Annotated in this window: 13 protein-coding genes; 5 read left to right on the top strand and 8 right to left on the bottom strand. The window is 51.3% G+C overall.

What is annotated here, in order from left to right; genetic code table 11:
* Positions 1-24 precede the first annotated feature (24 nt).
* Entirely contained in the window at positions 25-1,161 is a 1,137-nt protein-coding gene (locus tag AArcSt2_RS08335) for a serine hydrolase domain-containing protein (RefSeq protein WP_250583877.1), read from the top strand.
* A 4-nt stretch (positions 1,162-1,165) separates the two neighbouring features.
* Here the strand turns inward: AArcSt2_RS08335 and cdd are convergent, their stop codons facing one another.
* Positions 1,166-1,591: a cytidine deaminase gene (cdd, locus tag AArcSt2_RS08340; protein ID WP_174653899.1), complete on the bottom strand. Its 426-nt coding sequence runs from the start codon at positions 1,589-1,591 to the stop codon at positions 1,166-1,168.
* A 91-nt stretch (positions 1,592-1,682) separates the two neighbouring features.
* Here cdd and AArcSt2_RS08345 point away from each other — a divergent pair, with 91 nt between their 5' ends.
* Both AArcSt2_RS08345 and AArcSt2_RS08350 read left to right on the top strand, forming a co-directional pair.
* A complete protein-coding gene (locus AArcSt2_RS08345) occupies positions 1,683-1,961 on the top strand; it encodes a hypothetical protein (RefSeq protein ID WP_174653898.1) in 279 nt (92 codons plus the stop codon).
* A 50-nt stretch (positions 1,962-2,011) separates the two neighbouring features.
* A complete protein-coding gene (locus AArcSt2_RS08350; protein ID WP_174651920.1) occupies positions 2,012-2,269 on the top strand; it encodes a DUF8142 family protein in 258 nt (85 codons plus the stop codon).
* On the opposite strand, the gene AArcSt2_RS08355 is transcribed toward AArcSt2_RS08350, so the two are convergent.
* The gene (locus tag AArcSt2_RS08355) at positions 2,266-2,844 is read right to left on the bottom strand and encodes a GNAT family N-acetyltransferase (RefSeq protein ID WP_250583879.1); all 579 of its coding nucleotides are present in this window, start codon (positions 2,842-2,844) and stop codon (positions 2,266-2,268) included. The genes AArcSt2_RS08350 and AArcSt2_RS08355 overlap by 4 nt on opposite strands.
* Positions 2,845-2,944: 100 nt before the next feature.
* Here AArcSt2_RS08355 and AArcSt2_RS08360 point away from each other — a divergent pair, with 100 nt between their 5' ends.
* A complete protein-coding gene (locus tag AArcSt2_RS08360; RefSeq protein WP_250583881.1) occupies positions 2,945-4,948 on the top strand; it encodes an AMP-binding protein in 2,004 nt (667 codons plus the stop codon).
* 26 nt (positions 4,949-4,974) lie between these two features.
* Here AArcSt2_RS08360 and AArcSt2_RS08365 read toward each other — a convergent pair whose 3' ends face one another.
* The 3 genes from AArcSt2_RS08365 to dnaK form a co-directional block, all read right to left on the bottom strand.
* Positions 4,975-5,691 carry an acetyl-CoA synthetase gene (locus tag AArcSt2_RS08365; RefSeq protein WP_174653895.1) on the bottom strand — a complete coding sequence of 239 codons (717 nt, stop codon included), beginning with the start codon at positions 5,689-5,691 and terminating at the stop codon, positions 4,975-4,977.
* 151 nt (positions 5,692-5,842) lie between these two features.
* Entirely contained in the window at positions 5,843-6,997 is a 1,155-nt protein-coding gene (gene dnaJ / locus AArcSt2_RS08370) for a molecular chaperone DnaJ (protein WP_250583884.1), read from the bottom strand.
* A gap of 113 nt (positions 6,998-7,110) precedes the next feature.
* Positions 7,111-8,997, bottom strand: coding sequence for a molecular chaperone DnaK (dnaK, locus tag AArcSt2_RS08375; protein WP_174653893.1), 1,887 nt, complete (start codon positions 8,995-8,997; stop codon positions 7,111-7,113).
* A 262-nt stretch (positions 8,998-9,259) separates the two neighbouring features.
* On the opposite strand from dnaK, the gene AArcSt2_RS08380 reads away from it, so the two are divergent.
* Entirely contained in the window at positions 9,260-10,909 is a 1,650-nt protein-coding gene (locus AArcSt2_RS08380; protein WP_250583886.1) for a sensor histidine kinase, read from the top strand.
* Here the strand turns inward: AArcSt2_RS08380 and AArcSt2_RS08385 are convergent.
* From AArcSt2_RS08385 to AArcSt2_RS08395, 3 genes are all read right to left on the bottom strand, one after another.
* Entirely contained in the window at positions 10,890-11,642 is a 753-nt protein-coding gene (locus tag AArcSt2_RS08385) for a DICT sensory domain-containing protein (RefSeq protein ID WP_250583888.1), read from the bottom strand. The two genes, AArcSt2_RS08380 and AArcSt2_RS08385, sit on opposite strands and share 20 nt — an antisense overlap.
* A gap of 62 nt (positions 11,643-11,704) precedes the next feature.
* Positions 11,705-12,313, bottom strand: coding sequence for a nucleotide exchange factor GrpE (locus AArcSt2_RS08390; protein WP_174653890.1), 609 nt, complete (start codon positions 12,311-12,313; stop codon positions 11,705-11,707).
* A gap of 66 nt (positions 12,314-12,379) precedes the next feature.
* The gene (locus AArcSt2_RS08395; RefSeq protein ID WP_250583890.1) at positions 12,380-13,120 is read right to left on the bottom strand and encodes a proteasome assembly chaperone family protein; all 741 of its coding nucleotides are present in this window, start codon (positions 13,118-13,120) and stop codon (positions 12,380-12,382) included.
* Positions 13,121-13,143: the final 23 nt, after the last annotated feature.

A 13,143-nucleotide genomic window follows, 5' to 3' on the forward strand; every position in this document is an offset into this window, starting at 1 on the left:
TATTTTTACGTACTATCTGTCTGCATGGATAACCCGTCCCCACTTGACCGATCGCCGCTCGAACGAGCATCACCAACTGACATGGGTATTGACCCGGATGCGATCGCAGATGCAATTGCGTTTCATAAAACACACGACACACTAGCCGAGCAGGTTGCCTACGACTTTTCAAATCTTGACCCATGGGACGAAGCTGAAGGTCCATACGGCCGACGACTGGGACCGATGCCACCACGGCGCGGTGGGCCAAGCGGGATGATACTCAAAGATGGAGACGTTATCGCAGAGTGGGGTGATATTCATCGCGTTGATCACACCTTCAGCGTTGCAAAGAGCTTTTTATCGCTTTGTGCTGGGATTGCGTTCGATCGTGGACTCTTGCCACCCCTTGATGAGCCTGTTGCAGAAACGATTCAAGACGGTGGATTCGAGAGCGAGCACAATCAACAGATCACGTGGCGACACCTCTTAGCACAAACAAGCGAGTGGGAGGGAACGCTTTTCGATCGGCCGGACACCGTTGACCGGAACCGAGCTGTCGGGAAAACTGATGCGCTTGACAAAGCAACAACACGCACACTGGAGCAACCGGGCACGTTTTGGGAGTACAATGACGTCCGAATCAACCGTCTCTCGCTCGCATTGCTTCGGCTGTTTGGAAAGCCACTGCCACGAGTCCTTGCCGATGAGATTATGACGCCGATCGGTGCAACCGAATGGGAATGGCATGGGTACTACAACTCTCGGGTTGATGTGAACGGGCAAGCGATGGAATGCGTCTCTGGCGGTGGACACTGGGGTGGTGGGCTCTGGATCTCGACCGATTCGCTCGCTCGGGTTGGGATGCTCCTTGCGAACGGTGGCGTATGGAATGGGAACCGGATCCTTTCGGAATCATGGATCGATCTATCTACCACTCCATGTAATATCTATCCCGGATATGGATTTTTGTGGTGGCTCAACACCGACCAGACCGTCTGGCCTGCTGCGCCAGAGGCCTCATATGCCGCACTTGGTGCCGGGCAGAATATGCTTTGGATCGACCCAAAGGACTCCCTTGTTGTGGTTCTGCGTTGGCTTCGGATGCACCCCGATCGAGCGGAACGCTCCGATAATCCGAATCAAGCCGCATTTTTCGAACGGCTCTTTGCCACTAGCTAACTAGCTACTCTTCCGCAACTGAGCCGGCGTCTTTGAGGGTCTGTAACGAGATTGTGTTTGGCAAGAGCTCTCCAAGCGTGTATTCGGCACGGTCGTTATCACCAAGATCACAGATAACAGGGAGGTCACCTCGGCAGAACTCTGCAAGAGACTGTCGACACATTCCACAGGGAGTTACTCCATCCCGAACACCGGAGGTGACAACAAGCGCGTCAAACTCCGTGTGCCCATTCTTCACAGCCTCCGCAAGCGCAACCTCCTCGGCATGAAGGCTATTTGAGTAGTTTGCATTTTCAATGTTACAACCGGTGTATACCGTTCCATCAGCACTCCGAAGCGCAGCACCCACTCGGTACTCTGAGTACGGTACATATGCATCGTCAAGCGCATCGCGAGCAACAGCAATGAGATCGTCAAGATTCTCAACCATGCACTGTTTCGTGTGGCAACGACTGTGTATATTTCGACTTACCGGCCCATCCAATGGAAACCCACAAATCGCTTGACCCGCTATGTTCGGTGTGGACGACGCAGACGCAGACACTGCTCAGGGTAGCACAATTCTCATTGCGGTCGCCATTAGTGCGATCATCACCGCAGGTATTCTTGGTCTATTTGTCGGTGAACTTGGTGCAGAACAAGGTGAGATATCGGAGATTATCGTTTTGGACATCCTCACAGTCCCACTCAGTCCAGTTCCGCTTGCAGTGTATGCGATGGGCGCGACATCTCTCATCGTCATTGTGCTTTTTGGTGCTGTTTCGATCGCAGCCCGATTTGATTCACATGCAGAGCGATAGCCAAACATAAATCCAATTTGTTTTTGAATATAGACTACGTATTTTGTAGTATGTCTGCATCGTCTGGCGAAACAACAGACCCTCCAACAGAGCGTTTTTCACCGCCTGAAGAAGCGAATGCAGGAAAAAAGCGAAAACGTGCTGTGCTCTTATCGCTCCCGTTCTTACTGTTGGGGCTCGGTAATGTCGTACTCATTCTCAGCTGGGGATTAGAGCCACTGTGGGGGTTCGCGCTCCTCCCGCCAATTCTGTTTTGTACGGTGTTAACGTATATTGTATTTAGTACAGACTTTCTTGAAGGTCGTTAACGACCAGTATTGTATTTGTACGTCGCTTCCTCCGGATCAATTCCGAAATCCTCTGCGGTCGCCGTCGGCTCACCACCGGTTCCGTCATCTGCTCGTGCGTTTTTAAATCGTTCTCTGGCACGTTCGGAGATCTTGAACTCCCCGCTGAGTTTACATCCCACGACATCGTCTGAGATCGTGTTTTGTTTTATTTCAAGACGGCGCTTCAATACGTCTGGTAACACTGACTGTTCGATTGTCTCGAATCCAAACTGTGCAAGATATGTTGGCTCATCAGTAAGCGAGTAGACCGCTTCAAACTCTTCATCGCGAGCCTTTACAACTAATCGCTCAACAACATGTGCGCCAACACCTTGTTCACGCCACTCTGCAAGCACCCCAATCCCTGTGAGTTCGCACACATCTGGATCTCCCGTATGGATTCGAAGCCGTCCAAAGCCCACTCTTGTGTTTGTATCTTCATCCACTGCAATAACATAGTCCCGTGATCGAAATGCTTCATCGTCTAGACCCATTGACTCAATCTGATCGAGGAGCCACACTTCATCTCGATTTTTAGCATCACGGACGTACATGTCAACATATACTGTCGGTGAGAGCAAAAACGTTCCCCGGCACAGATGCACTGCGTATCAGTTGTGAAAAATTATGTAGGTACGGCAACGACCTATGTGTATGTCTGCGTACGATGAGTTTGACACGGTTGTCCATGAGCCTGATTCTGCATTTATCGAGTCAACGAATGTTGCTGCATTTATGCGAACCTATGGTATTGATGACTCCGATGCGCTCATCGATCGCTGTGGATCGGGTATTGAGGGGGTAGCGGAATCCGGTGTTGAGTGGTTCTGGGACGAACTGCCGTCGTATCTCGGTGTCGAATTTTACGAGCCGTATGATCGGGTTCGGGACAACACTGATGGCCCCCAATTTTCTTCATGGTATCCCGGCGGGCAGATTAATATCGCACATAACGTGCTCGATCGCCACGCAGCAGTAGAGAGCCCAAACCGAAATCGTGTTGCGTGTATTTGGGAGGGTGAAGGTGGTGACGTTCGGGAAATCACATTCCACGAGCTTGCTCGACAGTCAAACAAGGTTGCAAACGCGCTTGCGGAGCGAGGCATCGAAACAGGAGACACTGTCGGTCTGTATATGCCGATGGTTCCGGAAGTAATCTCAATTCTGTATGGCTGTTTCAAAATCGGTGCGATCGCGGTTCCGATCTTCTCCGGATTCGGTACTGAGGCAACCGCAACCCGGATCCGGGACAGCGAGTGTTCCGTTCTTTTCACCGCTGATGGCTTCTATCGGCGTGGTTCTCCGGTACCTCTTAAACAAACTGCTGATGATGCAATCGCGAACACGGACTCCGTTGAGCACAGCATTGTCTACGATCGCTTAGGCTCAATTAGCGACCCTGACAAGTCTATCAAATGGAAGCGGTATGACGAGTCATGGGAGGATGCGATCGAGTCATGTGCGGACACCTACGACACCAAATCGCTTCCATCGGACCAAGCGGCGATGCTTCTGTACTCCTCTGGAACGACTGGCAAGCCAAAAGGAATTATCCATACCCATGCGGGAGTGTTGATGCAATGCGCAAAGGAGATCCACTTTGGGTTTGATCAGAAACCAAGTGATCGGTTCTTTTGGGTATCCGACATTGGCTGGATGATGGGTCCATGGATGCTGATCGGAAATCACACATTTGCGGGAACGATCTTTATGTACGAGGGCGCTCCCGATTATCCACAGCCCGACAGATTCTGGGAGATGATCGACAGACACAGTCTAACGACGTTTGGCATCTCACCGACTGCGATCCGTGCGCTTCGAAAACACGGCGATGAGTGGGTTGAAGGACATGACCTCTCCAGTATCCGGCTGCTTGGATCGACTGGTGAGCCGTGGGATCCAGAATCGTGGCTGTGGTTCTATGAGAACGTTGGGCAGGGGCAGGCACCAATTATGAATATCTCCGGTGGGACCGAAATCTGTGGCTGTTTCTTGATGCCACTTCCGACCCAACCACAGAAACCATGCACACTTGGCGGCCCAGGCCTGGGAATGGATATTGATATTGTCGATGTTGATGGAAACAGCGTCCGTGAAGCAAACGAACGCGGCTACTTGGTTGCTCGTGATTCCTGTCCATCACTGACAAAGTCGCTCTGGTCTGGTGATGAGCGCTATCTCAACACCTACTGGAGCACGTGGGACAATCTCTGGGATCATGGCGACTGGGCACAAAAAGACAAAGACGGTTTCTGGTTCCTGCATGGCCGATCGGACGATGCACTCAACATCGCTGGTCGAAAAGTTGGCCCCGCAGAGATTGAAGCAGTGTTGATTGATCACGAAGCCGTCAATCAAGCCGCCGCTGTTGGTGTCTCAGACGAGACAACGGGAACTGCGGTTGTTGCATACGTTGTGCTTGAAGATGGCGTTGACCAATCTGCGGAGCTTCGATCGGAGCTTCGATCGCTTGTCGGTGAGGAGCATGGCAAACCATTCCGTCCACGTGAGATCCGCTTCGTCTCACAGTTCCCAAAAACACAGAGCGGCAAGATCATCCGCCGGGCGATCGCTGCCGTCTATGAGGGCGACGATCTTGGCGATCTCTCGAGCATCGAAAACCCGGATGCGTTAGCTGAGCTAGAACCATCTGAGTAACAGTGAGTAACGCTAGGTGGCGTCGCTTACTCGGTAATCGTATACACTCGATCGGTCTCGATGTCGACGGTTCCGTTCGTCTCATCAACTAGATACGCATCAGCGATCGGTTCATCAGTAAATACTGCGGTTGCACCGACGGATAGCGCTCCAATGAGACCGCGACCGATCGTCTCTGGCTTCGAAAGTGCCGGGTGGATACCAAGCCGCTCACCAGCAGAGAGCGAAAGCACCGAGACGGTTTGTTGTGCCATCTCCATGAGATCAGCGTGAGTGTAGGTTGTTTCACCAGCAAGGAGAACAGGTGTCTCCGGTGTCACTGTGCTCGGCGGGAATCCTGGGTTTTCGCTCCACACTTCCTTCTCCCAATGCGTGGTTGCTGGCTTCGTTGGCGGTCCACCGTATACTGCAAGCCGTGTCCCCGGTTCGACCGTGACTGTTGCTTCGTGCTCCACATTGGTTAGAAGCACTCTTCTGTGCTTTCGATCGGTTTCAAACGTTGCCACCGCACCAAGCTGTGCAGCTCCGAAAAACGCGAGCAGCGGCTCTGGACGCAACTCCGGTTCGATCGCTACTGTTGCACCCGATCCAACACCAAGATACCGAAGTACATTCCCCGATTTATATGCCGTCGTGATAAAATCGTGATAGCTCATCTCTCGATCGATCGCTGGAAACGAGACTGCCGGCGTACTCTCTCGCCGATCGCGTGAGAGGAGACCCGGTACTGTATCCATAGCCATATTTACTGTTTGTTGTGAGGATGGAAAATACCGCTGACAGACGCTGAACAACCGTAGTGAAATGTGGGACTATGTCACACTACGTTTCCGATGAAATATCGCATTCAGTAGGAACATCAGGTCAGCCGAAAACAGCGAAAATCACCCTCTCTCAAAAGGAGTTTTTGATCTTCTCGAAGAAACCTTCAGAGATGTTCACTTCCTCACCGCCTGCTTCTGCAAATGCTTCGAGCGCTTCTTTCTGTTCTTCGTTGAGTTTTTTCGGTGTGACTACCTGAACTGTGACATATAGATTACCGCTCCCGCGTCCTCGAAGCCGCGGCATCCCCTTGCCACGAAGACGGAATGTCTCACCGCTTTGGGTCGCTTCCGGAATCTCAAACTCAACCGGTCCATCTAGTGTCGGCACTTCGACTGTCGATCCAAAGACAACCTGTGGGAACGAGACCGCAAGGTTGTACCGAAGATCGTCACTGTCACGCTCAAACTCATCGTGTGGTGTTACCTCAACATCAATAAGGAGGTCGCCGTTTGGCCCACCATTCTCACCAGGTGCACCCTCTCGTTCCATTCGGAGTGTCTGTCCAGTTCGGATTCCAGCTGGCACGTCAACCGAAAGCGTCGCTTCAGCACGAATCTGTCCCTGCCCACTACACGATGAGCAGGTTTCATCAGCAGTCTCCCCATCACCGCCACACCGACGACAGGTTGTTGACTGCTGCACTCGGCCAAATGGCGTCTGTTGTACCTGTGTCACCTGTCCTTGGCCGTTACACTCTGGACATGTTTCGACGTTCGCATCCGGTGGGTGACCATTTCCATCACAGTCGGGACACTTCTCTGGGCGCGTAACTGTAAACTGTTTTGTGGCACCCTCATACGCCTCTTCGAGGTCGATCGTCATCGACGTCCGAAGATCGCGGCCTTGTCGTGGCCTATTTGCTGCTTGGCGACCACCTCCACCCCCGCCGAAGAATTGATTAAAGAGGTCTTCGAAACCGCCAGCGCCAGCACCACCTGCACCGCCAAAGCCACCACCAAATCCACCGGCCCCGGCTCCGCCAGCGCCACCGCGTTTTTCAGCTTGCTCAAAACGATCGTGGCCAAGCCGATCGTACGCTTGTCGCTTTTCTTCGTCGGTGAGGACTTCTTTTGCCTTCTGCACTTTTTTAAATTTTTCCTCTGCATCAGGCTCGTCGCTCACGTCTGGATGGTACTGTGCTGCTTTCTTTCGATACGCACTTTTTATCTCCGATTCATCCGCATCGTTGGAGACGCCAAGTACATCATAAAAATCCTCACTCATACTCTATGTTCCTCCGGGCTGTCCGTGCTCATTCTTGCGTTACGGTTTGTGTGACGGTACTTGTGTGGTGTGACTTCGATTGGTGGACTCGATGTAATCGATACGTTGGGTACTTACTTTTCGTCTTCCGCAACGTCTTCGAAGTCCGCATCTACGTACTCATCACCGTCGGCTGCGTCAGCATCTGCACCTGGGCCTTGGCCTCCCATACCGGCTCCGCCTGCACCACCTGGACCGGCTTGTGCTTGCTGTGCCTGCTCTTGATACATTCGCTTCCCGATTTCTTGAAGTTCTTTCGAGAGGGATTCAGTCGCGTCTTGGAGCTCTTCTGTGCTTGCATCTTCGTCCTCAAGCACTGACTCAAGCTCTTCTACAGCAGCCTCGATATCCGCCTGCAGTTCATCATCGACGTTCTCTTCGTTCTCCTCTAGGAGGGTTTCTGCTCGCTGAACCGCCCCTTCTGCCTCATTACGGGCTTCGATCTGCTCTCGGCGCTGTTTATCCTCTTCTGCGTGTTGTTCAGCTTCGTCCTGCATTCGCTCGATCTCCTCATCGGAGAGCCCAGCGCCACCTTCGATCGTGATGTTCTCTTGATTTCCGGAGCCTTTGTCCTCCGCAGAAACGTTCACGATCCCGTTTTCGTCAATATTGAATGACACTTCAATCTGTGGTGTTCCGGCAGGCGCAGGTGGAATGCCTGCAAGCATGAACTCACCAAGAAGTTCGTTCTGGTTTGCGATCTCTCGCTCCCCTTGGAAGACACGAACCTGCACTGAGGTTTGGTTGTCTGCTGCCGTTGTGAAGATCTTTGACTCCTCAGTTGGGATCGTGGTGTTCTTTTCGATCAGTCGTTCGAAGAGCCCACCCTTAACCTCAATACCAAGGCTGAGTGGCGTTACGTCAAGCAGGACGATGTCGTCAACTTCGCCACCAAGGACGCCACCTTGAATTGCTGCTCCAAGTGCAACAGCCTCGTCTGGGTTGACGTTCTTTTTCGGCTCTTTACCGATAATTTCGGTTACCTTCTCAGAGACCTGTGGCATTCGGGTCGATCCACCGACGAGAATAACCTCATCGATGTCGTCCGTGTTGTAGTCTGCGTCAGAGAGCGCCTGCTCAGTCGGGTCGACAGTTCGATCGATTAGATCCTTCGTGATCGACTCGAACTTTGCACGCGTGATTGAGGTCTCTAAGTGAACCGGACCAGTGTCAGTTGCCGTAATGAACGGCAAGTTCACTTTGGCTTCTTTTCGGTTTGAGAGCTCGATTTTTGCTTCCTCTGCGGCGTCTTTGAGACGCTGGAGGGCTTGTCGATCCTCTCGAAGGTCAATACCATGATTGCCCTTGAATTCATCCGCAAGGTAATCAATAATCGCCTGGTCCCAGTCATCGCCACCTAGGTCGTTGTCACCGTTTGTTGCAACAACCTCGTAGACACCGCCACCGAGATCAAGAACGGAGACATCGAACGTTCCGCCACCAAGATCGTAGACAAGAACCGTCTGATCGGAATCATCATCAAGGCCGTATGCCATTGATGCAGCAGTTGGCTCGTTTACAATCCGTTCAACATCGAGCCCGGCAATCTCTCCTGCATTCTTTGTTGCCTGTCGTTGTTTGTCGTTGAAATATGCAGGGACTGTAATAACTGCCTTTTTAAGTTCGTCGCCGAGGTATTCTTCGGCGTCACGTTTGATTTTCTGGAGAATCATTGCCGAAATCTGTTCAGGTGTATACTTTTCACCCTCGATATCGACAGTGTAATTCTCCTCGCCCATGTGTCGTTTTATGGACTGAATCGTCCGATCTGGGTTTTGGACTGCCTGGTTTTTCGCCGGCTTCCCGACGAGTCGCTCTCCGTCGTCCGTGAACGCCACGACGGATGGTGTTGTTCTGTCACCTTCCGAATTCACGATGATCTCGGGATCTCCGCCTTCCATCACCGCGAACGCGCTGTTGGTGGTACCGAGATCGATACCGAGAATCTTGTTACTCGCCATCTTGTTCTCCTTTATCGGCTTGTGTCGGTTAAAGGTTACTAGATATGCTAACTCACACTTTGGTGGTAAGTCTACGCTGTCTTCCGATTATCTAAAATACAATGATTGCTTTGACCGAGGATTTAAATCAACCACAATATCATCTTTCCTTGTCCATGACATGGCATACCTATGGCTTTTGATATCGTACCATATCAGTACGTATATGGCATATTCCATCTAATTATCTGGTAGCTACCAGTTGTTGTGGATCTCCCAACTCATGTTATCGTCACTTCCCGGCCAGTTACTGTATCAAGGCTACATTGTTCTCTTTGGTCTCTCTGCGATCGCTTGTTTTTTGAGTCTCAAACGGTCGCTTTTGATCGATGACCGCGACACTAGATATGGACTCTTTTCACTTGTGTTGGTGAGTGGGCTTTGGGCAGCCGCCCATGTCGGCTACCTGCTCGCACCCACAGCCGAGACACAATACTTATTGTATCTCTTTGGTCTCGTGGTCGGCTTTGGTGCAGTTGGTCCATGGCTCTACTTCTGTTCCGCATATACGGGTCGTTCAATTCATCGGAGCAAGAGAATCCAACAGTTCGCGGTCGCACTCTATCTTGGGATCGTTTCAATCAAACTCACGAACCCACTCCATGAGTTCTATTTTACAACGATACCGAGAAGCGACCCGTTTGTTCACCTTGCGATCGTACATCAACCCTTGCATTGGGTCATTATGGGACTGGCGTATGCCCTAGCGATTGTTGGATTCTTTATGCTTTTTGAGTTATTTATTCACGTTGGTGGCGATACAAGACCGCTCTCTATTCTGGTTCTCTTAACCGGCCTCCCAGTTGTATTAGATGTCCTCGGCTCGGTTAGTCGGTCCATTCTTGAGTTCACCTACTCTTCGCTTGGCGTTGCAGTGTTTGCAGTCGGTGTGCTGTTTATTTTTGCAGATGAATTTAAGACCGTTCAGCTTGCTGGGGGATATGATGACCCTGTCGTGGTATTGAATGAAGATGGCACGATACGAGATTACAATCAGCCGGCTACGTTAATCTTCCCGCAATTAGCTAACTCGATCGGGACCGCTGTTTCAGAGGCTGTGCCGGCGTTATCGAGCGCCCTGTCGGGACCTGAGAATGATCTCATCCGTATCGGCGATGGTGACACCCAACAGTTCTACCAACTCACCCGGACACCAATTCAATCCGGACAAACATCGCTTGGAAGGATTATACAATTTATTGATGTGACAGAACGTGAACAGTACCGAAATGAGTTAGAACGGCAGAACGCACGATTAGAGCAGTTTACAGGTGTCGTCTCACACGACCTTCGGAACCCACTTTCAATTGCGAGCGGGTGGGTAGCGGAGGCTCGCGAATCAGGGGATACTACACAACTTGATCGAGCAAGCGATGCACTTGATCGAATGGAACTCTTGATTGATGACCTCCTGTTGCTGGCAAAACAGGGCCGGCCGATTAATGAGACCGAGGAGGTTTCAACGGAGTCGATCGCAAACAACGCTTGGAATATGATCGATCAAGGAGATGCGACACTGACTATTGAGAACGCTACCACGCTTATCGCAGACCCCGAGCGGCTCCAACAGCTCTTTGAGAACCTCTTTCGAAATGCGATCGAACACGGTGGTGACTCTGTCTCAGTCACGGTGGGAACGCTTTCAGAGGCTTCGGGATTCTATATTGAGGATGATGGTCCGGGCATCGATCCAGCGGACAGAGATGAAATATTTGAATCCGGGTTTACGACAAACCCGGATGGAACTGGGTTTGGACTGTCCATTGTGAGCGAAATTGTTGATGCACACGGCTGGCAGATCTCCGTTGCTGAATCCGCAACTGGCGGCGCCCGGTTTGAGATCCAATCCGAATCTACAACTGCGTTGCAATGAACTGATCTAACTCGGATACAACTGTTGTCTCTGTCGTCCAGAATCCATCCCATGACTTATCGGGTTCTTGAAGCGCTAAGAGCGCCATTCCACTTCCGTCAGCGTCGTTTGAAAATACAACAAACCACGAACTTCGGTATGGATACGTTCCACCAGCATGCACGGTCACAGGGATATCGCCAACATCTGTGTCATCACCGGTTCCGTATACGTGCACATCCACATTCGTACCTCCAAGCGATCGGTACACCCGATTCGTCCCCTTTTCATCACGAATTCGTGAAAGCTGTTGGAACGACGATCGTAGCGTCCCCGAGCCGCTTTCAAATGCTCGACGCTCAATAAGCCGAGAAATCGTAATCAGTAACAGTTTTTCACTCTTTGAACGCGGATACCCCTGAACGGTAAACCGCTGATTTTCCAACTTTGAGAGGACATCCGGAAGTGTCACTGCAGTGAGATCGCGTGCCCCTGTCGTGTAGATGTCCGAGTTGACTAATAAAACGGTCTCCATCAATGATTCAAGCGGCGACTGGGCAACGCTCACCCCATCTTCGAGAAGCAACACTGTATTTGGCGGATACGTCTCATCGCTTGTAGCGTCTACATTGACGTCTTGATTAGCAAACAACGATTCAAGCAGCCGCTGGACTGGCTCGGGCTCCGACCGGTTCACAACAACGAGCGATCGGGCAGGAGAATCAACCAGTTCAAAAAATTGATCCAGCGACATTATATGATCTTTATTATTTCAGTAAATGAATGTATAGGACAAAGATACTTTCTCCGGTTTTATTAGTTATCTTGGTCACTCACCGTGACTTGTGCTGTTTTAATGACTTTCTCTGCCATTTCGTACCCCGGCTGATATACGTCTACGATCGTTCCCGCTGGTTGATCGCTTTCGACACGCATCATGACTTGGTGGCGCTTTGGGTCGACATCTGAGCCAATATCCGGATTAATTACCGTCACGTTCTCCTCGTCGAGGATCCGATCGAACTCTTCGAGTGTCGACCGGACTCCTGGTCGAATATCTGCGTCCGCATCTTGATCGAGTGCACGCACAAGGTTATCGCGAACTTTGGTTGTTCGTTCAACGAGATCTTCTGTCGCGCGTGCCTTCATTTCCTCCTGTTTGCGCTTGGTTCGTTGCTTGTAGTTTTTGAAATCCGCTTGTGCACGCCGGAGCTTAGACTCTAGCTCATTGATCCGCTCATCTTTTGTTGCAGCCGCGTTTTCCGCTTCTTCGACACGTTCTGTAAGCCGCTCGACTGTTGCTGCGAGTTCGGAATCATACGCTGCAACACGTTCGACAAGCTCCTCGTCGATTTGTTCATTTTCGACGGCTGCAGATTCGTCGGCGGATTCCTCAGTGGCTGGCTCTGCCGAGTCGTCACTCATATACTATCTCTCATAGCTTTGCAGGCTTAAGAGTTGCAGAACTGATTTCCGTCGTGTGATACTTTTTTATTGGTACATACGCAACGGATGGGCCTTTGTGCTCTCTTCGTCGGCTTGTTGCATTCGTTGAGCAAGCTGTTCACGAGCGCTGCGTATCTCCTCTGCTCGATCGACAAGTTCCCCAGTCGGTATCTCAACCGATGCAAGTGGACCGACCCCATCAACAAGTACTCGTCTGGCAGCTTCCGGATCTGGGAACTGTGGATCCGACTCGACTATGAGCCCGATCGCATCAAGATGATGCTCAAGCGCATGTGCGAGCAGTGCCCCAGTTGGTCCAGATACCAACCCCATTTCAGCGGGTGTGTCGATTCCAGCGGACTCCAGCTGTGAGACACCATCTCCTATGCCAATACCATGCATCGTTGGCGGTTCGGACTGCTTCTGTGCAGGAAGCCCAGAGAGGTATATCGGAAGCACATTGGTCTCAGTGAGCCATCCCGAAATACAGTTTGCAAACGTGATCGCAGCCTGTGGTGTGATTGGTACGTCACTTTGGAGGACCAAAAGATCACGATCGGCATCAGCGTATAACCGAACCGGTGTGACAACACTCGTCTGTCCGGGTTGATACGTCACTGTTTGTGGAATCCCTTCACAGTAGACATTCGCGTAATGTTTCATTTCAAATGTGTTAACCAGATGGTCCGCAACGATCTTTCCGACGAGACCGATGCCAGGGAGCCCCTCCACGAGCACTGGTTCGGACAACGAAATCGATTTCTCAATGATGTCAAATCGAGCCATAGCTGAACCAACGACAGCAACCT

This window comes from Natronocalculus amylovorans, from assembly GCF_023638035.1.
Classification (GTDB): domain Archaea; phylum Halobacteriota; class Halobacteria; order Halobacteriales; family Haloferacaceae; genus Natronocalculus; species Natronocalculus amylovorans.

Coding starts and splice junctions, on each gene's coding strand:
- AArcSt2_RS08335 (WP_250583877.1), top strand. CDS start 25: ATGGATAACCCGTCCCCACTTGACCGATCGCCGCTCGAACGAGCATCA.
- cdd (WP_174653899.1), bottom strand. CDS start 1,591: ATGGTTGAGAATCTTGACGATCTCATTGCTGTTGCTCGCGATGCGCTT.
- AArcSt2_RS08350 (WP_174651920.1), top strand. CDS start 2,012: ATGTCTGCATCGTCTGGCGAAACAACAGACCCTCCAACAGAGCGTTTT.
- AArcSt2_RS08355 (WP_250583879.1), bottom strand. CDS start 2,844: ATGTACGTCCGTGATGCTAAAAATCGAGATGAAGTGTGGCTCCTCGAT.
- AArcSt2_RS08360 (WP_250583881.1), top strand. CDS start 2,945: ATGTCTGCGTACGATGAGTTTGACACGGTTGTCCATGAGCCTGATTCT.
- AArcSt2_RS08365 (WP_174653895.1), bottom strand. CDS start 5,691: ATGGCTATGGATACAGTACCGGGTCTCCTCTCACGCGATCGGCGAGAG.
- dnaJ (WP_250583884.1), bottom strand. CDS start 6,997: ATGAGTGAGGATTTTTATGATGTACTTGGCGTCTCCAACGATGCGGAT.
- dnaK (WP_174653893.1), bottom strand. CDS start 8,997: ATGGCGAGTAACAAGATTCTCGGTATCGATCTCGGTACCACCAACAGC.
- AArcSt2_RS08380 (WP_250583886.1), top strand. CDS start 9,260: ATGTTATCGTCACTTCCCGGCCAGTTACTGTATCAAGGCTACATTGTT.
- AArcSt2_RS08385 (WP_250583888.1), bottom strand. CDS start 11,642: ATGTCGCTGGATCAATTTTTTGAACTGGTTGATTCTCCTGCCCGATCG.
- AArcSt2_RS08390 (WP_174653890.1), bottom strand. CDS start 12,313: ATGAGTGACGACTCGGCAGAGCCAGCCACTGAGGAATCCGCCGACGAA.
- AArcSt2_RS08395 (WP_250583890.1), bottom strand. CDS start 13,120: ATGGCTCGATTTGACATCATTGAGAAATCGATTTCGTTGTCCGAACCA.